The 24,416-nt window shown below is 31.0% G+C and carries 21 protein-coding genes; 17 read left to right on the top strand and 4 right to left on the bottom strand.

Annotated features, from left to right (window positions below; genetic code table 11):
• Positions 1–249: 249 nt before the first annotated feature.
• Positions 250–1,950, bottom strand: a complete 1,701-nt coding sequence (locus VJY32_RS02130) for a short-chain dehydrogenase (protein WP_353676226.1) — start codon at positions 1,948–1,950, stop codon at positions 250–252.
• 143 nt (positions 1,951–2,093) lie between these two features.
• Between VJY32_RS02130 and VJY32_RS02125 the strand changes: the two genes are divergently transcribed.
• From VJY32_RS02125 to VJY32_RS02090, 8 genes are all read left to right on the top strand, one after another.
• A complete protein-coding gene (locus VJY32_RS02125) occupies positions 2,094–2,567 on the top strand; it encodes a PTS sugar transporter subunit IIA (protein ID WP_353676225.1) in 474 nt (157 codons plus the stop codon).
• A 20-nt stretch (positions 2,568–2,587) separates the two neighbouring features.
• Positions 2,588–3,850: a histidine--tRNA ligase gene (gene hisS / locus VJY32_RS02120; RefSeq protein ID WP_353676224.1), complete on the top strand. Its 1,263-nt coding sequence runs from the start codon at positions 2,588–2,590 to the stop codon at positions 3,848–3,850.
• Positions 3,851–4,369 (top strand): hypothetical protein, encoded by a 519-nt coding sequence (locus VJY32_RS02115; protein WP_353676223.1) that lies wholly within the window; start codon positions 3,851–3,853, stop codon positions 4,367–4,369.
• A 16-nt stretch (positions 4,370–4,385) separates the two neighbouring features.
• On the top strand, positions 4,386–5,117 hold the full coding sequence (gene rlmB, locus VJY32_RS02110) for a 23S rRNA (guanosine(2251)-2'-O)-methyltransferase RlmB (protein ID WP_353676222.1): 732 nt from the start codon (positions 4,386–4,388) through the stop codon (positions 5,115–5,117).
• A gap of 4 nt (positions 5,118–5,121) precedes the next feature.
• Positions 5,122–5,916 (top strand): arsenite methyltransferase, encoded by a 795-nt coding sequence (gene arsM, locus VJY32_RS02105; RefSeq protein WP_353676221.1) that lies wholly within the window; start codon positions 5,122–5,124, stop codon positions 5,914–5,916.
• A gap of 187 nt (positions 5,917–6,103) precedes the next feature.
• A complete protein-coding gene (locus VJY32_RS02100) occupies positions 6,104–7,207 on the top strand; it encodes an NAD/NADP-dependent octopine/nopaline dehydrogenase family protein (protein ID WP_353676220.1) in 1,104 nt (367 codons plus the stop codon).
• Between the two features lie 19 nt (positions 7,208–7,226).
• The gene (locus VJY32_RS02095; protein ID WP_353676219.1) at positions 7,227–8,867 is read left to right on the top strand and encodes a cobalamin-dependent protein; all 1,641 of its coding nucleotides are present in this window, start codon (positions 7,227–7,229) and stop codon (positions 8,865–8,867) included.
• A gap of 494 nt (positions 8,868–9,361) precedes the next feature.
• Positions 9,362–10,690, top strand: coding sequence for an asparagine synthase-related protein (locus tag VJY32_RS02090; protein ID WP_353676218.1), 1,329 nt, complete (start codon positions 9,362–9,364; stop codon positions 10,688–10,690).
• Positions 10,691–10,918: 228 nt separating this feature from the next.
• Here the strand turns inward: VJY32_RS02090 and pta are convergent, their stop codons facing one another.
• Positions 10,919–11,893 carry a phosphate acetyltransferase gene (pta, locus tag VJY32_RS02085; protein ID WP_353676412.1) on the bottom strand — a complete coding sequence of 325 codons (975 nt, stop codon included), beginning with the start codon at positions 11,891–11,893 and terminating at the stop codon, positions 10,919–10,921.
• A gap of 163 nt (positions 11,894–12,056) precedes the next feature.
• Here pta and VJY32_RS02080 point away from each other — a divergent pair, with 163 nt between their 5' ends.
• From VJY32_RS02080 to mdh, 6 genes are all read left to right on the top strand, one after another.
• Positions 12,057–13,112 carry an AI-2E family transporter gene (locus tag VJY32_RS02080; protein WP_353676217.1) on the top strand — a complete coding sequence of 352 codons (1,056 nt, stop codon included), beginning with the start codon at positions 12,057–12,059 and terminating at the stop codon, positions 13,110–13,112.
• A gap of 45 nt (positions 13,113–13,157) precedes the next feature.
• Positions 13,158–14,555 (top strand): MBL fold metallo-hydrolase RNA specificity domain-containing protein, encoded by a 1,398-nt coding sequence (locus VJY32_RS02075; RefSeq protein WP_353676216.1) that lies wholly within the window; start codon positions 13,158–13,160, stop codon positions 14,553–14,555.
• Complete coding sequence (locus VJY32_RS02070; protein ID WP_353676215.1) at positions 14,542–15,522, top strand: fibronectin type III domain-containing protein; 981 nt, start codon at positions 14,542–14,544, stop codon at positions 15,520–15,522. Before VJY32_RS02075 ends, VJY32_RS02070 begins: the two co-directional genes overlap by 14 nt.
• A gap of 90 nt (positions 15,523–15,612) precedes the next feature.
• Positions 15,613–17,475: a hypothetical protein gene (locus tag VJY32_RS02065; protein ID WP_353676214.1), complete on the top strand. Its 1,863-nt coding sequence runs from the start codon at positions 15,613–15,615 to the stop codon at positions 17,473–17,475.
• Between the two features lie 58 nt (positions 17,476–17,533).
• Entirely contained in the window at positions 17,534–17,947 is a 414-nt protein-coding gene (locus tag VJY32_RS02060; protein WP_353676213.1) for an ATP-binding protein, read from the top strand.
• Between the two features lie 91 nt (positions 17,948–18,038).
• Positions 18,039–19,004, top strand: a complete 966-nt coding sequence (gene mdh / locus VJY32_RS02055; protein WP_353676212.1) for a malate dehydrogenase — start codon at positions 18,039–18,041, stop codon at positions 19,002–19,004.
• 95 nt (positions 19,005–19,099) lie between these two features.
• Here the strand turns inward: mdh and VJY32_RS02050 are convergent, their stop codons facing one another.
• Both VJY32_RS02050 and VJY32_RS02045 read right to left on the bottom strand, forming a co-directional pair.
• Positions 19,100–20,146, bottom strand: coding sequence for a 1,9-bis(guanidino)-5-aza-nonane synthase (locus VJY32_RS02050; RefSeq protein ID WP_434968520.1), 1,047 nt, complete (start codon positions 20,144–20,146; stop codon positions 19,100–19,102).
• Positions 20,147–20,225: 79 nt separating this feature from the next.
• Positions 20,226–21,266 carry an NAD-dependent epimerase/dehydratase family protein gene (locus tag VJY32_RS02045; protein ID WP_353676211.1) on the bottom strand — a complete coding sequence of 347 codons (1,041 nt, stop codon included), beginning with the start codon at positions 21,264–21,266 and terminating at the stop codon, positions 20,226–20,228.
• Between the two features lie 189 nt (positions 21,267–21,455).
• Between VJY32_RS02045 and VJY32_RS02040 the strand changes: the two genes are divergently transcribed.
• From VJY32_RS02040 to fusA, 3 genes are read left to right on the top strand one after another with little or no spacing between them, the layout of a single operon-like run.
• Positions 21,456–21,875 (top strand): YtxH domain-containing protein, encoded by a 420-nt coding sequence (locus VJY32_RS02040; RefSeq protein WP_353676210.1) that lies wholly within the window; start codon positions 21,456–21,458, stop codon positions 21,873–21,875.
• Between the two features lie 3 nt (positions 21,876–21,878).
• The gene (locus VJY32_RS02035; RefSeq protein WP_353676209.1) at positions 21,879–22,262 is read left to right on the top strand and encodes a DUF948 domain-containing protein; all 384 of its coding nucleotides are present in this window, start codon (positions 21,879–21,881) and stop codon (positions 22,260–22,262) included.
• Between the two features lie 30 nt (positions 22,263–22,292).
• A complete protein-coding gene (gene fusA, locus VJY32_RS02030) occupies positions 22,293–24,389 on the top strand; it encodes an elongation factor G (protein WP_353676208.1) in 2,097 nt (698 codons plus the stop codon).
• Positions 24,390–24,416 lie beyond the last annotated feature (27 nt).

The following is a 24,416-nucleotide window of genomic DNA, read 5'->3' as shown; positions in this document are numbered from 1 at the left end:
AATACTCAAAACATGCAATATGTAAATGGCATGAAATGTTTTATAACAATTAAGCAAAAAAATGAAAGTTAATAGGTTAATTAGAGTAGATGAAATTACTGAGCAATTTATTAAAGAATAAAGAAAACAACATGCTCTGTAATTAGTTAATTCATTTTACTAAATATCTTAAAACTTTGAGCAAGAATCTTACGAGTTTGAAACTCAATTTCTTCTTGCTCAAATCCGGATTATTTCTTTATATGTTAATTAAGCTTTCATTCTTTCACCTTTTTCTTCTTTACTGAAAATCCAACCCACAACTTTTCCAATATCAATTTGTTCAAAATTATTCCAGTATTTTTTTGTTCGAACAAACATTGAACTAGTATCATCTGGTGGAATTGATTCTGCTTCTTCAATTATTTTTTTAATTCTGAGCTGCCACATTTGCATGCTTTCTTTTCTTAAATCAACCCATCCATCATGAGCCCACAAATCAATTTTTTCAGGTGTTATTTCAAGCTCATTTTCTCCTCGATATGGAGGTATTTTAATTTCATTTCCCCTTAATAATGATTTGCCATCAGGCATTAAAATCGGAATTCCTATTGATATAATTTCGTTTCTTAGTTTTGAATTTTGCTTTAAGTATTCATAAGCTTTTTGTGATAAACTTTCGGGAGTTTCTTCAAGAATTTTTTTCATTGTGCCACAGATTTGTCTTAATAAATTAATTTCGTGCAAAAGTTTTGATAAGCGTGGTGGTCCAAGCAACTCAAAAGCAACACTGTTAACATTATGAATTTTTTCCAGCTCTTTTAATTTTTCAATTGCAGAATGCTGCATGAATCCAGCACGATAAGTTGGTTCTAATGTTGCATGGTCAAGTGCATTAATAATATCGTGACCTGTATTTCCACCTTTAATTTCATAAATAACATCATCGGCTATTTCCTCAGGAGTTACATATTCCATCTGTCCCTGTGTTGTAATTGATTCAAATTCTCCTAATGAAAAAGTTCCATTTTCACCAGTATCAATGAAGACAGATTTTAAATAGTCGCCTGTTGGTTTAAATTTTTTATCCATAGTTAATTTTAGTTTTCCATTGAGAGGAAGAGCATCCTCCATAGATACATTTAGAAGTTCGATTGGTTTGCCTCGCTTTTTGATTTCACCATAATCAATTCTTTTCCAGGCAATTGCTGCAGTTGGTTTAATTTCTTTTATGATTGGTCCTTCGGGAGTTCTTCCCATCAAGAAAAGGAGTAAAGTATGGGCTCCTGCAACTGCAGATTTGCTCAATAGAACACGAGAAGGTTTTTCTTCACTGTGTGTGTAGGGAATATTTAATCCCATTCCGCCTGTCCCGCTTGTTCCGATTTTAATATAAATTTTTGTTCCTGCTAAGTTCATTGAATTATAAAGAATTTGAACATGTCTTATTAGTTGAGGAACATATTCAGTGCAAAATATTTTTTCTGTTTCTTCGGCTAAAATTTCAGCAGAAGGTTTTTGTTCAAGCAATCTTTTAATTCTGTAATAACGAGAATAAACATCCTGATAAGCAATTCCAGTTGCAGAGTTAACACAATCTACTATTATTTCAGGTTTGAATTCCATAAGAAGATTATAAATTGATGAACTTTTCAAAATCTCATCATTTAATTCTTCCATTATATCCTGCATAATAATTTTTCTTGTTGACGGATTCTCAAGTAATTCCGTTCTGTCCCTATCTTTATAATCGTATCTAACGAAAATATTGCCCCACCATGGAATGAGAAAATCTTCTGGCAGGTTTGGAAATTCTTTTTTTAATTTTTCAACCTCTTCTTCTGCTTCTTCTTTTTTAAGAGATGTTACAATTATTTTCTTAGGTTTTTCGGGGATAAGTTTTCTAATTACTGCATTGCCAACTAATCCCCAGCCACCTAAAACCAAAACAATTTTGTTTTGAATGTCCATAAAAACTCCATTTGCATTTTTTTTTGTATTGTAAATTACTCTTTGTATCAGCGCGCTGCAAGAAAATAAGAATTTTAATTTAATTGCTTAAGGGGGTGTGCTTTCTTAAATTTGCATTTGTAAAATCAAAAAATGGTAGAATTATGAAGATATGTGATATTCTTAAAAAGGATAAAATTATTCCTTCGATGAAAGGAAGAACAAAGTTTGATTTAATTAATGAACTTGTAGATTTATTCAAAGATGATGAACGTGTGATAGATTTAGAAGGTATGCGGCAATCTGTAATTGAAAGAGAAAAAATAATGTCAACTGGAGTAGGAAAAGGTTTTGCAATTCCACACTCAAAGTCAAATAGTGTGAACGAAATAATAGCAGCTTTTGGAAAGCTTGATGAACCTGTAGATTTTCAGGCACTTGATGGGCAACCAGTTAATTTAATTTTTCTTCTTGTGGGAAGAGAAAATCTAGTAGGTCCGCATATAAAACTTTTAAGCCGAATATCACGAATGATGAATAGAGATGAATTCAGAGAAAATCTTGCCAAAGCTCAAACTGCCGATGAAATTTATGAACTCTTCGAAAACGAAGAGAAGCAATATTTTGAAATAAGTTAATTGTTTAGGAATCCTGCCTGATGATTAAAGCTATAACCGGAACAAAAGATATTCTTCCAGATGAAATTTATAAATGGAGATACTTAGAAGAGATTGTCATTACAACTCTGACAAAATTTAATTACAAAGAAATACGAACGCCAATCTTTGAAGAGACAAAACTTTTTGCCAGAGGAATTGGGGAGACAACGGATATTGTGAGTAAGGAAATGTATACATTTCTTGATAGAAGCGGAACGAGCATTACTCTTAAACCAGAAATGACAGCATCTGTTGTTCGTGCATTGATAGAACACTCACTTTTCAAAAAGCAGAGCTTAAACAAATTTTTTTATATATCACCAATGTTTCGACAGGAAAGACCTCAAGCAGGAAGATTGCGTCAATTTCATCAATTTGGAGCCGAAGCAATTGGTAGCAATAATCCTCTGCTTGATGCTGAGATGATAATTATTGCATACAATATTTTGAAAAAACTTGGATTGAAAAATTTGAGTGTAAAAATAAATTCAATTGGTGTTCCACAATCAAGAGAAAATTATAAAAAAATACTTAGAGAATATCTTAACGATTATTATAATGATTTATCGCACGACAGCAAAAAAAGATTTGATACTAACATACTAAGAATATTCGACAGCAAAGAAGAACAAGATCAAAAAATTATGGCAAATGCACCTTTGCTGGTTGAATATCTTGATGATGTAAGTCTTGAACATTTTGAAAAAGTTAAGAGAGCGCTTCTTAATGCTCATGTCCCATTTGAAATAGATGCAAAGTTGGTTCGTGGACTTGATTATTACACTCATACTACATTTGAAATTATAAGTTCGAGCGTAGGAGCTCAAAGCGCACTTTGCGGCGGGGGAAGATATAATGGACTTTCAAAAGAACTTGAAGGACCAGATTTACCAGGCGTTGGATTTGCTGCTGGCATAGAAAGAATTTTGCTTGCTTGTGAAAATGAAAACACTATCAATACAGAAGAAGAAAAAATAGATTTGTACATTGTGACAATTGAAAAAAATCTTTCTGAATTTGCTTTTAACTTGGCAGTTAAATTAAGAGAATCAAATTTGTCAGTGGAATTAGATTATCTAGAACGAAGTTTGAAAGCACAGATGAGAGAGGCAAACAAATTCAATTCACGATATACTTTAATTGTAGGTGGAGAAGAATTTCGAAATGGTTATCTTGTTCTGAAAAATATGTCAAATGGGGAACAAACAAATATTTCTGTTGAAGATATAAATAAATTAATTTCTATTTTAATGGAGAAATAATTGCCTCTAAGAAAAGTAAAAGAGATTCCTAAAATTCCAAAGACAAGGAAGAAAAAGCCTGAGGCTATTATTGCCTCTGTCCCATTGAAAAAACCTGACAAACTTGAATTTATTTGTAAAGCATATTATAAGTATGATGCAAAACTTAAAAAACAATTCACAGCCTTTTTAATTGAGACAAATGTCGAGTTTACTAATTTTACTTATGAAGTATCAGTAGAAACTATTCACGAAAAAAATGTTCTATATTTTGTGATTACAGGTTTAATTGTCAGAATGGATACAGTTCCGCAAATTGCTCCAGCAAGAAAAGAGATTCTGCTTGATACATTGACAGGAGATTACACAGTTAATGTTGTAAAGCAAGATGGGGCAATCAATTCCGCTGAATTTCATTTTAATATTTTCAATAAAGAAATTAAGTTAATTAAAGAATTCATACCGAAAAAGAAAAACAATCGTTTCTTTTGCAAATTTGAAATAGCAAAAGAAGAATTCACTTTCCCCGAATCATTTTAATTATATGGAGTAATAATTGAAAAAAATTTTTGGACGCAAGCCTGTACTTGAAGCTATTAATTCTGATATCGATATTGAAGTAATTTATCTTGCTTATGGACAACATGGTGAAATAATCAATCAAATATATGCTGCAGCAAAAAGTCGCGGAATAAAAATTACCCAGTTATCAAAGGAAAAGTTTGATAAACTTTTTCAAGGTCATAATACACAGGGAGTAGCAGCTATAATTAGAAATTACAAATTTTATGATATTTATGAGTTAATAGAGCAATCAAAGAAATCGAAATATCCATTGTTGCTTCTTCTTGATTCTATTCAGGATACTCACAATCTTGGTGCACTGATTCGAACTGCTGAATGTTCTGGAGTTGATGGAATAATAATCACAACTAATAATACTGCACCAATAAATGAGACTGTGGAAAAATCTTCTGCTGGGGCACTTTTACATGTTAAAATTTCTAAAGTCAAAAATCTCAATCGTACTATTCAACTCCTTAAAGATGAAGGATTCTGGATTGTGGGTTCATATTTATCAGAAAAGTCAAATAATTATACAGAGATAGATTATAAACTGCCCATTGCACTTGTTGTTGGAAATGAAGAAAAAGGAATTCACAAGCTTGTTGCAGATAACTGTGATTTCCTCGTAAAAATTCCAATGAAGGGAAAAATTAATTCACTCAATGTTTCTGTTGCAACTGGTATTTTACTTTTTGAAATTATTAAAAAAAGAGTAAGTTAATTTTATGAATGAAGAGATTAAAAAAATCGTTCAAGAAAAATATGGTCAAATAGCAAAATCAAATAATCAAGGATGTTGTGGACCAAAAGCTTCTTGCTGTGGAACAGATAGTCAATATTCAATGATAGGGGATGATTACAAAAATCTTGTTGGTTATTTTCAAGAAGCCGACATGGGTTTAGGATGTGGCTTACCAACAGAATTTGCAAATATAAAACAGGGCGATGTAGTTCTTGATCTGGGTTGTGGTGCTGGTAACGATGTTTTTATAGCACGAAATTATGTCGGAGAAAATGGAAAAGTAATTGGAATTGATATGACAGAAGAGATGATTCAGAAAGCAAACATAAATAAAGAAAAGCTTGGTTATAAAAATGTTGAATTTAGATTAGGTGAAATCGAAAACCTTCCAGTTGAAAATGAAAGTATAGATGTTGTGATAAGTAATTGTGTATTAAATCTTGTTCCTGACAAGAAGAAAGCTTTTTCAGAAATATATCGTGTATTAAAACCATCAGGATATTTTTGTATATCAGATATTGTTGTAGAAGGCGAATTGCCAGTAGAATTGAAAAAATCTGCTGAGTTGTATGTTGGTTGCGTTGCAGGTGCATTACAAAAAAACGAATATATCAAAATTATATTAGAAACAAATTTTAAAAACATTATTATTAAAAAAGAAAAGAAAATATCACTTCCTGAATCACTCCTAAAAAATTTCTTGTACGAAAAAGAATTAATGAATTTCCTAAAAAGCAACTCTGGAATTGTAAGTATCACTATATATGGTGAAAAGTAATTGAGTTTGTTGTTAAGCTCTTTTACATGATAATTTTGTTGACATTAGATAAAAAATTTATTATTAATAGAAAAATCACCATTGCAAAAGTAATATCTGTTAAAGATTATAGTGCTTACTTAAAGTATTAGCATACATTTCTAAATATTCTTATACTCTCAAAAATATGAAAGATGAAGGAGGTGTTATGGAAAATGCAAATTATAAACCAAAATTTGCGGTTATTGGAGCTGGGCATGGCGGACTTGCGATGGCTGGTCATTTAGCTTTAATGGGTTTTCAAGTAAATTTATATAATCGTTCAAAAGAAAGACTTTGGGGAATTCATTCTACTGGCGGTATTAGTATTGAAAGTGATTTTGGACTTGAAGGATTTGGTGTTGTAAATTTGGCTACAACTGATATAGGTGAAGCAATCGATGATGTAGATATTATTATGGTTGTTGTTCCTGCCAACGCTCATCGACACATAGCAGAGATTTCTGCACCTCATTTGAAAGATGGTCAGATTGTTATTCTGAATCCAGGAAGAACTTTTGGAGCTTTAGAATTCAAACAAGTTCTAAATCTGATGAATGTTAAAGCGGATGTAATAATTGCTGAAACACAAACTTTCATTTACGCCTCAAGAGCAACTAATCCTGGTCAGGTGCATATTTTCAGAATTAAGAATTCGATCCCTCTTGCTTCAATACGTGCACATTTAATTCCAGAAGTATTAAAAAAAATTCGTTTAGCTTATCCTCAGTTTGTTCCAGGGGATAATATCTTCAAAACCAGCTTCGATAACATTGGAGCAGTTTTTCATCCTACACTTTGTGTATTAAACGCCGGTTGGATTGAAGATGACGCTGAATTCCAATTTTATGTTGAAGGAGCTACTCCTTCAGTTACAAAAGTTTTAGAAAAAATTGATGAAGAAAGAGTTAAGGTAGCTGAAGCACTTGGTATACGAGCCATTACAGCTCGTGAGTGGCTTTATCTTGCTTATAATGCTGTAGCTGAAAATTTATATGGTGCAATGAAAGCAAACCCGGGTTACAGAGGAATTAAAGCGCCAAATAGATTAAATATGAGATATATAACTGAAGATGTTCCAATGAGTTTAGTACCAATTTCATCAGTCGGTAAAAAATTTGGTGTGCAAACTCCAACTATTGATGCAATTATTCATCTTGCATCAATTTTAACACAAACAGATTACTGGAAAGAAGGAAGGACAGTAGAAAGATTGAACATTCAGAATATGACTTTGAAAGAACTGAGATTACTTGCAATTGGAGAAAAGTAACAAATAATGAGGATTTAAAATGAAAAATAAAAAATTAATACTTGGATGTGCCTTAGGAAATTGTGTCCACATTGGTGGATTGAATCACTTTTTAAGATTAGCAGAGTTTGAAGGATTCAAAACTATTTCACTTGGTCCAGCTGTACCGATTGAAAGATTATCTGCTGAAATTGAAAAACACACTCCTGATATTGTTGCTGTGAGTTATCGCCTTACACCAGAAGTTGCAGAAAATCTTTTTGATTCTTTGAAAGAATTAATTGATAAAAAATCTCTTCACAATATAAAATTTATTTTTGGTGGGACCCCTTCTGTTGCTATAGCTGCAAGAAATAAAAAAATCTTTGATAAAGTATTTGATGGAACCGAGATTATAGATGAGATAAAAGCTTATTTGAGAGGTTCACAAACCGCAAATCAGCAGGAAATATTTCCTCAAACTTTAATTGAAAGAATAAAACTCAAGTATCCTTATCCAATAATAAGGCATCATTTTGGTAGACCATCATTGGAAGAGACAATTGAAGGAGTAAAAAAAATAGCTGAAGCACAAGTATTAGATGTCATTTCAATCGGTACAGACCAGAATGCACAGGAATTTTTCTTTCACCCTGAATTAATGAAACCAGAGCTTGATGGTGCTGGTGGTGTTCCTGTAAGAATACCAGAAGACTTAAGAGCAATTTATGAAGCATCCAGATGTGGAAATTATCCTTTAATGCGTTGTTATAGTGGAACCAATGATCTGCTCAAATGGGCTGAGATGAGTGTAGAAACAATTAATAATGCCTGGGCTGCTATTCCATTGACCTGGTATAGTGTGATGGATGGTAGGTCAAAAAGACCACTTGAAGTTTCCATTGCAGAAAATCAATCTGCTATGAAATGGTATGCTGAACACAATATTCCTGTTGAAGTAAACGAATCGCACCAATGGAGTTTGCGTGATGCTCACGATTCACTTGCTGTTACTATGGCATTTTTAGCTGCTTATAATGCTAAAAAAATGGGTGTAAAAGATTATGTCGCTCAATATATGTTTAATACTCCACCAGGAACTTCACCACAAATGGATATTGCAAAAATGTTAGCAAAGAATAAACTTATTGAAGAATTAAGAGATGATAATTTCAGAATTTACAGAGAAGTTCGTGCGGGGATTGCACATTTTTCTCCTAATCCGCAAATTGCTAAAGGGCAGCTTGCTGCATCAGCTTTAATCAGCCTTTCACTTCAACCTCATATTCTCCATGTCGTTGCTTATTGTGAAGGCGATCATGCAGTTTATCCAGAAGAACTAATCGAAAGCTGCAATATTGTTCACGGAGTAATTCAAAATACTTTGAATGGACTTCCTGATGTTACAAATGATAGAAATATAATTGACAGAAAAAATCAATTGATTGAAGAGGCACGTGTTCTGTTAGAAGTTATAAAAAAATTTGGACAAGAAATGAGTGATGATCCTCTGTGTGATCCAAAAGTATTAGCTTCAGCAATTAAAATCGGAATACTGGATACACCACATTTTGTTGGTAATCCTAATCTTTGTGGTAAAATTAAGACAAATTTGATAAACGGTGCATGGTATGCAATTGATGAAAACACTGGAAATATTTTAACAGAAAAAGAAAGGTTAAAGAAATTTTTTAATATATAGTAAATTAAAAGGTAGTTATTGCGAAGGACAAAGTCCCGAAGTAATCTAATTTATATGTAATATTAAAAAGATTCTTCACTTGGCTCAGATTGATTATTTTATCCTTTCTTGTCATTCGACGAAGAATCTAAAACAAATTAATTTCTAAGAGATTCTTTACTTTGCTAAAAATGATTTTGTGTTGCTTGATGTTATTTGTCATTCTTAAATCCGCCTAAGAATCTACATGATATCTATTCTATATAGATTACATCGTTTTGCTCGTAATGATAAAGCGAAACAGTCGTTGCGAGGAGACTGTGTCGTAATTCAATCATATTGTATACTCACCTAAATCCCTCTCTTGAGAAGAGAGGGACTTTTAAATTAATGCACGAGGGGTTGAGTTATATATAACAAAAATCATATTACGACACAGCCTCAAGGAGCGAAATGACGAAGCAGTCTATAAATACTAAATATCATAAATGTTATAATAAATAAAAGGAGTAATTATGTCTGGAATTGCTGGAATAAATAAACCAAATCAATTTGATTTAGTTGAAAAAATGCTAAACAAAATTTCACATCGGGGTAAGTTTGGTAAAAAAATATTTTCCACACAAAATTCAACTTTAGGTATAGTAAATACTCAATACCAATCGAGAGATCTCGAGATATGTGAGGTTGAAAAAATCATTAAAGATGATTTGGGTGATGGACATTTGGCTTATGCAAAAGAAAATGGAAATACAATTGAGCTATTTAGAGATGAGATTGGAGTTTCGCCGTTATATTATGGATTTAACGATAATGTGATATGTTTTGCATCTGAAGTCAAAAGTTTGATGGAAGCAACAAAAAATATTTTTGAACTTCCCCCAGGTCACAAATTAATTAATAATAATTTAATCAGGTATTATCAGCTAAATAATAATTCATTCTTAAAAGAAGGACCACAAAAAATTGCAGACCAGCTATTTAAGCTTTTGGAAAACTCAGTCAAGAAACGAATTAATGGGAATGAAATAGGCAGCTGGTTATCAGGTGGGTTAGATTCAAGTGTTCTTGCTTCATTAGCTAGGATGCATGTCGATAAACTTTATACATTCTCAACCGGAATAAAAGATGCGCCTGATTTACAATATGCTCGTGTAATGGCCGAGTATTTAAAATCCCAGCATCATGAAATTATTGTTTCTGTAAATGATATGATTCATTTATTACCTGAGGTTATTTATTACCTCGAATCATTTGATGCTTTACTTGTTAGATCGAGTATTACAAATTATTTGACTGCTAAAGAAGCTTCTAATTATGTCGAACAAGTTTTTTCTGGCGAAGGCGGAGATGAACTTTTTGGCGGTTACCATTTCTTAAAAGAATTGCCAATTTCAAAACTTAATGATGAATTAGTAGATATTACAAATAGACTTCATAATACTGCGTTACAAAGGGTTGATCGCTGTGCATCTGCTTTTGGAACCGTAGCTCATGTAGCTTTTCTCGATTTAGATGTTGTTAATTATGTTATGAAAATTCCTCCTGAATATAAAATTTATAATGGAACTGAAAAATGGATACTGAGATTAGCAATGAAAAATCATCTGCCTGTGAAAATTTTAAATCGAACAAAGGCTAAATTTTGGGAAGGTGCGGGAGTAGGTGAATTTTTATCTGATTATGCTGATAAAAAAATTACTGATTCTGAATTTAAATCGGAGAGAATCTTAAAAAATGGTTGGGTAATTAATTCAAAAGAAGAGCTAATGTATTACAGGATTTTTCGAGAGCATTTTGGTGATTTGAAAAATCTTGATTGGATGGGAAAAACAAAAAATTAATTTAAAGAAATTTAGTATTGAGATGTTAATTGCCAATTTCAGATTATCTGTCATCAGTATTATATCTTTTATTATCGAAGAACTTGGTAACAAAATCTGTGGGACTCTATGTAACAAAAAGTTACACAGAGTACCACAGAGTTTAATAAATGTTACTTGCATGTTTTACAGATTAGGTAGATTTCTCAATTAAAATATCTAATAATTTCTTGACCTTCTCAAAATTTTTTATTCAGCCATTAAGCATGCAATGGCAGCTGTATTAACAATATCGTCTACACTGCAGCCGCGGGATAAATCAAAGAATGGTTTTTTTAATCCTTGATTAATCGGTCCAACTGCTTCAGCGTTACCTAGTCTTTGAGCAATTTTATAACCTATATTTCCAGAATTCAAATCCGGAAATATCAAAACATTTGCTCTTCCTGCTACAGGACTTCCTGGAGCTTTTTTCTTTCCAACTGATTCTACAATTGCAGCATCAAATTGAAGTTCGCCATCTACAGTTAAATCAGGTCTTCTCTCTTTTACTAAATTTGTTGCCTGACGCACTTTATCAACCATTTCATGTTCTGCACTCCCTTTAGTAGAAAAGGATAACATTGCAATGTATGGTTCTTCACCGGTTAATTTTTTATGATTATCAGCTGTGGAAATTGCAATATCTGCTAATTGACTTGCATCAGGGTTTGGATTAACTGCACAATCGGCAAAACTGTAAATTTTATCGGGATAAACCATCAAAAAGAAACTTGATAAAATGGAAATCCCTTCTTTTAATCCGACACAAAATATTGCAGCCCGTGTTACATCTGCAGTTGTTGCATAGGAACCAGATACACTTCCGTGAGCCATTCCTTCTCGAACCATCATTCCTGCAAAGAAAATATCTCTTTTTATTGTTTCTCTTGCTTGTTCAATTGTTACACCTTTATGTTTTCGTAAATTAAAAAAGATGTTAGCAAAATCGCTTAACCTATCAGATTTTTCATGGTCAATAATTCTAATTCCTTGCAAATCAACATTTAGTTTTTTCGCATCTGTCCTAATTTTTTCTTCGTTGCCAAGAGTTATGATTGATGCAATATTTTCTTTTGTTAAAATTTCTGCAGCACGCAAAACTCTTTCATCGTGCGATTCGGGGAGTACAATAGTTTTTTTCTTTTGGGATGCTTTTTCTCTGATTTGTTTGAGTAATTCAATTTCTGCCATAAAATTTTTCCTTAATTAATATTTTTTAGTATTCAAATATAGATTAAATAGTAACTAATTTATAATTAAATTTATTGAATGATGATTTTTCAGATATTTTATTTTATCAATGATTATATTTGTATGAATTTTATAATAATCAAGTTAAATGCTTATGAAGCAAAAAGTTAGTCAAATAGATATTAGAAAATATTTATGGATTTTTATTTTTCTTCTTTGTTTCATTTTTCTATCTGTAATTTTTTCTGATATACTTGCTATCTTAATTGTGTCTTTATTAATTGCAATGATTTTAAATCCAGCAGTCGATTTTCTTGAAAAGCAGGGCTTTAATAGATTGATATCTGTTCTGTTAGTATTTCTTTTATGTGGTTCTTTATTGTTATTAATTTTTTCATATCTGCTCCCTAAAGTTTTTAATCAAATGAATTCACTTGCACAGATAATTACACCTGAGAGTTTATCTTCAATTTTTAAAAGCATAGAGTTATTCATTCAGAAATTATTTCCATTCTTAAATACACAGAATCTGATTAATCGAGTCTCAATTGAATTTCAGAATTTATTATTTGGATGGATAAATAATGTAAGCAGCATTTTGTACAGCATATTTTCAATTCTTGCTCTTTTGGTGATTGTTCCCTTTATAACATTTTTCTTACTTAAGGATAATAAAAAAATTATAAAAGGCATCATCAATATCATGCCAAACAAATATTTTGAAGTTTCGTATTGGGTTATAAAAAAAATTTCAATTCAACTTGGAAGGTTTGTTAGAGGTTGGATTCTTGACGCAGCAATTGTTGGCATTTTAGCAGGAATTGGGCTTTCTATTCTTGGTATCAATAATGCTGTTTCAATAGGATTTATTGCTGGAGTAGGTCACTTAATTCCTTACTTTGGTCCTGTAATTGGTGGAATTCCTGCCATAATTATTTCAATAATTCAATTAGGAAATTTTTCGATGCTTCCCAAAATTATTCTCATGTTTGCTTTAGTTTATATATTTGACAATGGCTACATACAACCGAAAGTATTTTCCAAAAGCACAGATATGCACCCATTAATAATAATTATTTTAGTTCTAATTGGTGGAAAGTTACTTGGAGTATTTGGAATGTTACTGGCAGTCCCGGCTGCTACAGTTATTAAAACTGCAGCTAAAGAAATTTACTATGGCTATAAAAATTATAAAATCATTCGAACATAAAATTCCTTTCAAAAATTTTTCCTCAATAATTATTCGGAGAATATTATGGAACTTCAATTTATCGGAGCAGCTCAAACTGTAACAGGTTCAATGCATTTAATTAAAGCTAATGGGAAAAAATTTTTACTTGATTGTGGTTTATTTCAAGGTAAAAGAAAAGAAGCTTTTGAACTTAACCGAAATTTTGAATTTTTCGACCCAAAAGAAATTGATTTTGTAATTCTTTCACATGCTCATATTGATCATTCAGGTAATTTGCCTTCTTTAATTAAAAAGGGTTTTGACGGGAAAATTTTTTCAACTTTTGCAACAAGAGATTTAGCTTCAATTATGCTGCAGGATAGCGCACATATTCAGGTTAAAGATGTGGAGTTCGTAAATAAAAAAAGAAAAAAGAAAGGACAAAATTTATTTGAACCTCTTTATACTCATGAAGATGCATTAAATACATTAAAACATTTTATTGGACTAAATTATCACAGAGAATTTGAAATTTATCCAGGAATTAACTTAACATTTTTTGATGCTGGACATATTCTCGGTTCATCAATTGTATTTCTTAAAATAAATGAAAATGGAACAATAATTAATCTTGGATTTTCTGGTGATTTGGGAAGAATGAATATGCCAATATTAAAAGACCCTGAAAAAATTCCTGATGTTGATTTTTTTATCTGCGAAAGCACATATGGCGGAAAATTTCATAAAGATATTAAAGATGCAGAAGATGAATTAGCATTGATAATTCAGAAAGCTTATGAACGGAAAGGTAAAATTCTAATTCCGGCATTCAGTGTTGGACGAACGCAGGAACTTGTTTATTCAATTCACAAAATATTTGAAAACAACAAATCACCAGAAATACCTGTTTATGTTGATAGCCCATTATCTGTTAATGCAACTAATGTATATCGTATGCATACTGAATGTTTTGATTTTGAAATAAGTGAATTTATTTTGAAAAGAGAAGACCCTTTTGGATTTAATAGACTTAAATACATATCCGAAGTAGAAGAATCAAAAAAATTAAATAGTATTAATGAACCTTGCATAATCATATCAAGTTCGGGAATGTGTGAATCAGGCAGAATTCTTCATCATCTAGCAAATAATGTTGAAAATCCAAACAATATTATATTGATTGTAGGTTTTATGGCAGAAAATACACTTGGACGAAAAATTGTTGAAAAAAATGAAGTGATAAAAATTTTTGGTGATGAATATAAACTTAATGCAGAAGTGATAGTCATAGATTCATACAGTGCTCACGCTGATTCAAAAGAATTGATTGATTATTGTTCAAAGTTTGATAAAAGCAGAATGCAAAATATTTTTCTTGTTCATGGCGAAAAAGAACAACAATTAATTTTCAAATCGAATCTTCAGTCGATTGGATTTAAATCTGTTTTGATACCAGAAAGAGGAGAAAGTGTTAAGCTTTAAAAATATTTTTTTGTTTTTCATAGTTTTTGTGTTGATAAGCTGTTCACGCAATGAAATTACAGAGTTATCAGATGATGGATTGCCACCTGCTGCTCCAGTTAATCTGATAGTTTATGCCGCATTTGATGGACAGGTGGGATTATCCTGGCAGCCAAATAATGAACCTGATATTTATTGCTATTCAATATTTCGAAGTAAAAATGATACTCTGCATTTTGTTTTTATTAAATTAACTACAAATAATTATTTTATTGATGTGAATCTTGATTATGATTCAATCTATTATTACAAAATTAATGCTGTAGATAAATTTCACCGAGAAAGTAAATTCAGCCAGATTGTTTCTGCGCAACCAAAAAATATTTACAAACCCCTAAGACCGCAATATGTAAAAGCGCGTGCAAGAAATATTGATGATGAAAAATATATCTTGTTAAACTGGAGCCCATCTATTGATAACGACATTAACTACTACGAAATTTATAGAGATACAGGAAACACTGTAAATATAATTCCCGCCAACCTGATTGACACTTCATCAAATAATTATTATATAGATAAAAAAGAATTGAAATTGCTTAAGAAATATTCATATTCAATAATTGCTGTTGATAAAGGTGGCCTTAAAAGTGAACCAACTAATTCTGTTTCAGATGTTATTCTGAACAAACCAGTTTTAATTTTTCCTTTGAATAATTCTGTGGTTAATTTAATAGGTGAATTTAAATTCAGAACAGTTTCATTAGCCGCCGATTATAAATTAATCATTCAGCGAAATCCTGTTTATGGAACCATTTATGAATATGATTTCAGCTCAGATAAAACTGATACTTTAATTACAATTTATCTTCCAAATATTTATTTGGAACCAAACAATACTTATTACTGGAGAATACTAACTTTTACACAAAAAGATGAACCAAACAGCAGCAGCGAGACTTTTTCTTTTACTTTTATTCCAAAATAATTTTAATGAACTTTGATGAATTTTACATCATCAGAAAAAAATAATTTAATTTTCTCGATTAAACTGCTCCTAATTTTTTTATTTTTTAATATGACAGCTTTATCTCAGGTAGAAAAAGACAGCTCCGAATTATCTGCTTCAAATTATTTAGTTAAGTTATTGAATAATAATGTTGATAAACAGCTTAATACATATTCATTTAATACTCAGCTAAAATACTTTCTGAGAGGTTCAAAATATTTTATTGGAATGAATGAAAATTTTAATTCCACAATTATTTCTACTGCTTTAAAAAATATAAAAGATGAACAGCTGTTAAGATTATTAACTCAATACAATTTTACTGATAATTTTTCTGCCGGTGTTTTTATAAAAAATAATCTTTATTCAGACAATCGCCAGGTTTCGATTAATAAAACTTCTTTACTCAATTCCTCACTGTTTTTAAAATATAAACCAATTAAAAATTTTGAAATGGTTCCATTTCTTGGCATTTCTTCAAATAATCAAATTGGGGAGGAAGATAAAGGATTTATTTATGGCTCTGAATTATTATTAAATAATTTTCTTCTTGGAGATTTTAATGTTAATTCTTTTATGAAATATCAAAATGAAGACATTTCGCCAAGAAAAAATTTATTGAGATATTTTAGCATTGATTTTGACAATAAATTTGAAGAAGGTTTTAATAATACTATTTCATTATATCTTTCCAATCAAAGGAAAGATTTTTATTTCACTGCCGATGAAGTTACTGCAGCAGAATTTAATATTATTAATAATATTCAAAGTCGTGAAGAAACCAATTATCTATTGCAGGATAAAATCAAAATTAATCCACAAAATTCTAATTTGTATATTGATATACAGGGAAGAATATATTTAAGAAATATAGAAAGAACCACACGATACATTAGTTTAAAAAATATTTCAAGCAGTTCTTTTGATTCTAAGATAAAAGAATTAAGGCTTGATTTAATTTCATCCGCAGAATATAAATTTGATAATCTGAATTTATCTTTAAAATTTGCGGTCTCAGAAAGAGAAGAAAAACATCAACCAAGAAAAATTGAAGGCATTAGCGAAATAATTTTTAATGAAAGAGAAAAATCGGAGTCATTAAAAAATAATATATCGCAAACAGTTAATTTAACTCTAAACTCGAATTTTGAAATTACAAGTAAAGACAGATTAACATTTAGCCTTTTTCATCGTAAATTAAAATATGATACACCAAGTCAAGATAATTATGATGATAGAGATGAATTACTTAGTATGGGCAGAATTTTATATGAAAAAAAAATTAGCTCTAATTTCAGAGCTTTTATGAATCTTGAAGGCAGCTTAAACAAAATTGTTTATATATTTTCAGAGCGAAGTTCAAACAATAATGTTCAAAGAATAATCAGATTTTCTTCGGGAGGAATAATTAAATTCAGAAATTTTGTTACTTCAAATAGTGCTGAAGTTTCTGCTAATTATACTGTATTTGATTATGAAAAATTAAATCCAAATTACAAAAGTTATTCATTCAGACAGTTTATATATCGGGATTCTTCTTCGATAATGATAAAGAAAAATTTATTTTTTATAATAAATGGTTATATCAAATTATCTGAACAAGGAGATTTCCAGTGGTCAAATTTTACAAGCAAACCATTGCGTTATTTAAGTGAACAATATATTGAATCGAAAATAGTTTTTAATTATTTCAGTATGAGCGTAGGACCAGGTTTAAGATATTTTTCTTTATCGACTTATAATTTCAAAAAGGGAATGGAGAAAAATAAATTATCAGATTACCTTAGTATAGGACCGGTTTTAGAAATTAATTATGATGCATCAGGGGATATTAACTTTCGATTGTATGGTTGGTATGAATTTATTAAAACAGAAAGTCAAAATAAAAGAGAGAATGCAAATTTTAATATGAGATTGTCATACAATTTTTAATAGTTTGCTATAATTAATAACTCGTTATATTTTTGCCAAAGTTTAGGAGATATTCGATTTGTCAATTAAAACATATTATAAAGAAGTTGAAAGCAATCCAGAAATAGTTCCAACACTGGATAAATTTGTAATTGATATAGCTAAAAAATCGGGTATGAATCCGGAAAAATTTAATAATCTTTCTTTATCATTTTCGGAAGCACTATCAAACAGCATCATTCATGGAAATAAGTGTGACACGAATAAAAAAATAAAAATTAGAATTGATGTGAATGATTCAAAAATGGTTATCAGGATAAAAGATGAAGGAAAAGGATTTGATTTAAATTCAGTTCCAGACCCAACTAAAGATGAAAATATTCTTAAGGATAGTGGTCGAGGTATTCATATCATGAAATCTTTTCTTGATGATTTGTATTATCAATTTTCTGAAGAGGGAACCGAAACAGTTTTAGTTTTGAAATTGAAATAAATCTATTCTGCCAATAATTATTTGTTGTGAAATTCTAATTTATTTCCATATATTTTATCTGAAAATCTAATTATAAAATATGAGGTAAAATATGGCAAGAAAAAAAATTGCTCTAATTGGAGGGGGGCAAATTGGTGGCGTTTTAACTCAACTTATTGCACAAAAAGAATTGGGTGATGTAATACTTTATGATATTGTTGAAGACTTACCGCAAGGAAAAGCTCTTGATATTGCAGAAGCTGCAGGTGTCGATTTATTTGATGTTTCTGTTAAAGGTACTAATGATTATAAAGATATCGAAGGAGCCGACCTGACTATTATTACAGCTGGATTACCACGCAAGCCTGGAATGAGCAGAGACGATTTACTTGTTACCAATGCAAACATCATGAAAACTGTTGCAGAGAATGTTAAAACTTATGCCCCAAATTCAATTGTTATTGTTATTTCAAATCCTCTTGATGCAATGGTTACACTCTTTCAAAAAATTAGTGGATTTCCTACTTATCGTGTCATGGGTCAATCTGGTGTACTTGATTCGTCACGCTTTGCTACTTTTATTTCATGGGAATTAGGAGTATCGGTTAAAAATGTTAATGCAATTGTTCTTGGTGGACACGGTGATACTATGGTTCCTCTTGTAAGACATGCAAATGTTAATGGAATCCCAGTAATGGAATTGCTCGAAAGAAAGTATAATAATGTTCAAAAAGCAAAAGAAGTTATGGATGCAATTGTCCAAAGAACAAAAATGGCTGGAGGTGAAATTGTTAAATTACTTAAAACAGGTTCTGCATTTTATTCACCAGCAGCTGCCGCAATTGCAATGGCAAAATCAATTTTGAATAACGAAAACAGAGTATTGCCAACCTGTGCTTACTTAAATGGAGAATATGGAATTAAAGGTTACTATGTTGGAGTTCCTGCAGTTTTAGGAAAAAAAGGTGTGGAGAAAGTAATTGAATTATCCTTGAATGAAGAAGAAACTGCATTGCTAAATAATTCTGTTAATGCAGTTAAATCTCTTGTTGCTGATATGGAGAGGTTAGGTTTTTAATTAAAAACGTGGCTGTCTAAAAAGTAAAATTTCTTGAGAAAATTAATAAAACTAATTTAACTTGATTTAAAGTTACTTTTTAGACAGCCTCTATGTTATTTTACAATTACTTCTTTTTGTAAAAATAATTTTTGAAGTTCTCTTTTTGCTCTGTTCTTCCATGCACCTTTATGATATGCATATCCAGCAATGAGTGGCATTGCCAATGTAGCTTCTGAGTAAACCATTTGTTCATAAGTAGTTTCAACTTTACCCCAAGAACTTGCTTCTTTTAATGTTGAACTCGAAAGTGCGCCATCTCTAACATCAGCTACAGTAATCTGAATGGCATATTTATGCATTGGTGCATTTTCTTTTAAGATGTCTGCAGCTACAACTATATCCTGAGTGAAGTTTTTTGGGACACCACCGCCAATCATAAATATTCCTGTTTCTTTGCTGTTTAATTTTATTTGTGTTAATTCATAAAAATCTTTACCTGAATCAAAAGAAACATGCTTTTCTGGGTTATTATGCTGATGCATTACAATTCCAAATCCAGCAGAACAATCTGAAAAAGCAGGAACAAATATTGGTACATTATTTTTGTAAGCAGCATAAATTACAGAATCCTCAACTTTGGGACCACCATTTTCATCAAGATATTTTCCAAAATGCCACAATAATTCTCTTGATGAATAAGGTTTAGGTTCAAGACTGTCGAAAATTTTAGCTGTAGTTTCATCGCAAATTCTTAATTCATCTTCATCTATAAAAGTATCATAAATTCTATCGATGTGTAACTCTCGGAGTTCATTATCATCTACAAAAGGACTTCCAATATAATGCTTAAAACCAAGTGCCTCGAAGAAATCCTGGTCTACCATAATTGCACCAGTAGAAACAATAACATCAATCATATTATTTGATACTAAATCGTAAACAACTTTTTTAAGTCCAGCGCTAAAAAGACTTCCGGCAAGTGTGAGAATTACTGTGCAGTCATTATCCCGTAACATCATGTCATATATTCTTGCTGCACGATTTAAATCTCTTGCACTGAAAGCCATATGCTCCATTGCATCAACCAATTTAACAACATTATGTTCTTTAATGTCTATATGCTTAATTATTTTTTGAAGATAATCTTTCTTTGCTGCCATATTTTTTCCCTTTATTATTTAATCTTTGAGTGCAAATATAATTATTCCTGCAACAATAATACGAGCACACAATAATCTTCTAAAAAAAATATTTTGCAAGTTTTAATATTCCTTGTTCCCATGCACTTGTGTGATTTATTCCTTTTTTATTTTTAATGATTTCTATATTGTTCAAATACCATTGATAATTTCTAATAAGAGCATCTTGATTGGAATATTTTGGGTTAAATCCTAAAATTTTTTCTGCTTTTTCTATGGATACATATGAATCGCAATTTATCGTTTCATAAATCCATTTGTATAGTGGTGAAATATTTAATTTTTCAAATATTCTGAGTAAAAAAACTGCAGGCGTAACTGGAAGTGTTATAATCTTTTTGCCAAAATTAGCATAGTCGAGAACTGCCTGAAAATCTTCTTTTATTGATTGGAAATTTTTAGCACCAATATTAAAAGTGTCATTTACAATTTTTTCAGGAAGCAGGGAGCATTTATAAATAGCATAGCATAAATCTTCTACATCGAGTAATTGATATTTATTTTCCCCTTTGCCAATGATAGGGAAATTTTTCCCTTCACTTGCCCATTCGAATAAAAGAGCAAAGACTCCAAGCCGTTCGGGACCAATAAAAGTTTTTGGCCTTAATATTGGGATACACATTCCCTGTTTTCGAAACTCTAAACAAATATTTTCAGCTTCAATTTTGGCTTTCCCATAATCTCCAACTCCACAGAGTCTATCTTCTTCATAAATTGGATGATGGTCGGGTATTCCGTAAACTGCTGTTGATGATATATGAATAAATTTTTTGACTTTATACTTTTCAGCATAATTCAGTAAATTTTTTGTTCCTTCAACATCAATTGAAAAAATTTCTTCCCTACTATAGAGTGGCAATGCAGCCGCTGTATGGATTACAATATCCACATCTTTCATAACATCATTTATTAAGCTTGAATTTCTAATATCTCCTTTAATTATTTTTATTTTTGATTTTACATCATCATAATTGAATTCAGAAATGTCAATTGATGTAATATCATTTTCATTATTGTTCAATAAAAACCTTATTAAATTAATTCCAAGAAAACCAGCTCCACCAGATATCAGGTAACGCATAATTATTTGTTATTTAATTGTTCAAAATGTTTTTGCTAATTTAATAAAAGAAAAATTAATCGTATGAATATTGATCTGAAATCATAATTAGAAATAAAGAAATGCAATAGTTCCATTTTTCAAAGCTTGATTTTAGAGACTATGCTTATTATTTTGGCAACACTTAAAACTTAGAAAACGGAGGTTACAATGGCAAATGAAGATAATGGAATGGTAAAAGGATTATTAATTGGATTTTTAACAGGAGCTGCAGTTGGTTCTATCATTGCATTACTTTTTGCACCAAAATCCGGGAAAGAACTGAGAGAAGATATTAAGAAAAAATCTCAGGATTTTATGGAAGATGCAGAGAGTTATTTATCAACTGCAAAGGAAAAAGCTAATCAATTAATTAATGAAGGTAAAAAAAAATCTGAGCGATTGGTTGCAGAAGCTAAAGAAAAAGTAGATGTTCTTTTAAGCGAAGCAGAAAAAATATTAAGTGAGGCAAAAGATAAAGCTGGAAGTGCAGTGCAATCGACAAAAGAAAAAGTTGAAAAAGAAGGGGATAGACTTAAATCTGCAATCAAAGCTGGTGTAGAAGCATATAAAACTGAAAAAGAAGCCTGATAGATGACTACTTTTGTTGATATTCTTTTAGCAATTCTAATTCTTGCTGCTTCAGGTCTTTGTTTTTATTTAATTTTTACTCTTAAAACTTTATTACGGGAAGCAGAAGCTATAAGAAAAGATATTCATAATCTTGTTGAAAAAGCTTTACCTATATTGGATAATTTAAATGATGTTTCAAATCGTGCTTCGAAAATCGTAAATGGTATCGAAGATTATTGGGACGAAGTTGATAGTTCAATAAAAAGAGTTAAAGAAAAAATTACGAACTTCACTTCGCTGAAAACATTTCAAAGTGATGATAATCCTGCAAAGGATTTAATCAAAAATCTACGTGCTTTTGTAAAAGGCATATCTGTATTTTGGCAAACATTTAAGAAAAAATAAATTATAGTTCTAAAGTAAGGAGAAATAGTCTTGAAAGAGTTCAATCCAGAAGCTATTAGAAACTTAGCATTAATAGGTCACGGCGGAAGCGGTAAAACTTCTATTTCGGAACTGTTGTTGTTTACAACAGGACAAATAAATAGAATCGGCAAAATTGAAGAAGGAAACACAACTTCCGACTTTAACCAGAATGAAATTGAAAGACAAATTTCAATAGCAGCTTCCGCACTTAATATGGAATGGAATAATACAAAAATCAATTTAATTGATACTCCAGGATTCCCTGATTTTATTGGACAGGTTATAGCCAGTTTGTATGTAGCTGATGTAGCAGTTTCCGTTATTAAAAGTGCTGAAGGAATTGAAGTAGGCACAGAATTAACTTGGGATTATGTCAAAAAATATAATCTTCCTGCAGCTATTATTATTAATAAAGTTGATAATGAACATTCTAAGTTTTTTGATACTGTTCAGATGGCAAAGAATAGATTGAGTCCTGATGTTACTGTAGTTGCATTTCCAGTAAAAGAAGGAATTAATTTTAATTCCATTATTGACTTAACTAAAATGAAAATGATTACTTATGATGCTGCAGGTTCTAAAAAAATTAGTGAATCAGATGTTCCTGCAGATTTGAAGGAGAAAGCTGAAAAACTTAGAGAAGAATTAATTGAGAAAGTTGCTGAATCCGATGAAGAACTGATGAATAAATTTTTTGAGGAAGGAACACTCAGTGAAGATGATTTAAGAAAGGGACTTAAAGCCGCAATAATTAATCGTGGATTTATTCCTGTATTTCCATTTGCAGCAACAAAAGGTGTTGGAGCAAATACAATACTGGATTTTATAGTTAATTATTTCCCAGCTCCAAATGAAAGAGAACCAATAGAAGCTTTAATGAAAGATGGCGGCACAAAAGTAAAAATAAATTGTGACCCCAATGGTGAACCAGTTTTATTTATTTTCAAATCACTTTCTGAACAACATGTTGGCGAACTTTCTATATTCAAGGTTTATTCTGGCACTCTTACACCTGGAATTGATTTGATTAATACACACAAAGATAAAGTTGAAAGATTAGGGCAGCTATTTATTCTTAATGGCAGAAATAGAACAGAGGTGAGTAAACTTTCAGCAGGAGATATTGGTGCGGTTGTGAAATTAAAAGATAGTCACACCGGTGATACACTTTGTTCTAAAAACTTTACTGTTGTTCTTCCTGAAATTGTTTATCCAGAACCAGTTATTCGTTTTGCTGTTAAACCAAAAGCAAAGGGTGACGAAGATAAAATTTCTGCAGCACTTCATACAGCTCACGAAGAAGAACCTACTCTTACAGCTAAGTATGACCCTGAAATATCTCAAACAGTAATTTCTGGACAGGGCGAACTTCAATTAAATCTTGCAATTAAATTATTAAAAGACCGTTACGGAGTTGAAGTAGATTTGGTTGAACCGAGAATTCCTTATCGAGAAACAATTAAAGGTGTATGTGAGGATGCAGAATATAAGCATAAAAAACAGTCTGGTGGACGCGGTCAATATGGCCATGTTCATTTAAAATTAGAACCACTTCCAAGAGGAGCTGGATTTGAATTTGTTGATGCAATTGTTGGAGGTGTTGTTCCGGGAAGATTTGTACCTGCAGTTGAAAAAGGATTAAGAGAAATTATGGCCAAAGGAATTCTAACTGGAAGTAAAGTAGTTGATGTTAAAGTTACCCTATTTGATGGAACTTATCATCCTGTTGATTCAGATGAAGTTTCATTCAAAATTGCAGCTTCACAGGCATTCAAAAAAGGTTTCCTAGAAGCAAAACCTGTTATTCTTGAACCAATTTATGATGTAACAGTTAAAATACCAGAAGAATTTATGGGCGATGTTATGGGTGATATTTCAAGCAGACGCGGTAAAATTCAAGGTATGGATTCGGAAAGCCCGTTTCAGATTATTAAAGCAAAAATTCCTCTTGCAGAGTTACATAAATATTCTACACAATTAAGAAGCTTAACTTCTGGTAGAGGAATGTTTACGATGAGCTTTTCTCATTACGAAGAAGTTCCAAAAGAAATTGAAGCAAAAATTATTGAAGAATATCAAAAACAAAAAGAAGAAGAAGCAGAATAATTTATTTCTATTTAATTTTGAGGCGGA

Origin of the sequence: Rosettibacter primus, assembly GCF_036860675.1 — a bacterium.
Taxonomy (GTDB): Bacteria; Bacteroidota; Ignavibacteria; order Ignavibacteriales; family Melioribacteraceae; genus Rosettibacter; species Rosettibacter primus.
The sequence above is the reverse complement of the archived record's forward strand: the minus strand, read 5'-3'. Positions and strand labels throughout refer to the sequence as shown.

Coding starts and splice junctions, on each gene's coding strand:
- VJY32_RS02035 (WP_353676209.1), top strand. CDS start 21,879: ATGACTACTTTTGTTGATATTCTTTTAGCAATTCTAATTCTTGCTGCT.
- VJY32_RS02125 (WP_353676225.1), top strand. CDS start 2,094: ATGAAGATATGTGATATTCTTAAAAAGGATAAAATTATTCCTTCGATG.
- VJY32_RS02080 (WP_353676217.1), top strand. CDS start 12,057: ATGAAGCAAAAAGTTAGTCAAATAGATATTAGAAAATATTTATGGATT.
- VJY32_RS02090 (WP_353676218.1), top strand. CDS start 9,362: ATGTCTGGAATTGCTGGAATAAATAAACCAAATCAATTTGATTTAGTT.
- VJY32_RS02040 (WP_353676210.1), top strand. CDS start 21,456: ATGGCAAATGAAGATAATGGAATGGTAAAAGGATTATTAATTGGATTT.
- hisS (WP_353676224.1), top strand. CDS start 2,588: ATGATTAAAGCTATAACCGGAACAAAAGATATTCTTCCAGATGAAATT.
- VJY32_RS02045 (WP_353676211.1), bottom strand. CDS start 21,266: ATGCGTTACCTGATATCTGGTGGAGCTGGTTTTCTTGGAATTAATTTA.
- VJY32_RS02130 (WP_353676226.1), bottom strand. CDS start 1,950: ATGGACATTCAAAACAAAATTGTTTTGGTTTTAGGTGGCTGGGGATTA.
- VJY32_RS02075 (WP_353676216.1), top strand. CDS start 13,158: ATGGAACTTCAATTTATCGGAGCAGCTCAAACTGTAACAGGTTCAATG.
- VJY32_RS02100 (WP_353676220.1), top strand. CDS start 6,104: ATGGAAAATGCAAATTATAAACCAAAATTTGCGGTTATTGGAGCTGGG.
- VJY32_RS02065 (WP_353676214.1), top strand. CDS start 15,613: ATGACAGCTTTATCTCAGGTAGAAAAAGACAGCTCCGAATTATCTGCT.
- mdh (WP_353676212.1), top strand. CDS start 18,039: ATGGCAAGAAAAAAAATTGCTCTAATTGGAGGGGGGCAAATTGGTGGC.
- VJY32_RS02050 (WP_434968520.1), bottom strand. CDS start 20,146: ATGGCAGCAAAGAAAGATTATCTTCAAAAAATAATTAAGCATATAGAC.
- VJY32_RS02095 (WP_353676219.1), top strand. CDS start 7,227: ATGAAAAATAAAAAATTAATACTTGGATGTGCCTTAGGAAATTGTGTC.
- arsM (WP_353676221.1), top strand. CDS start 5,122: ATGAATGAAGAGATTAAAAAAATCGTTCAAGAAAAATATGGTCAAATA.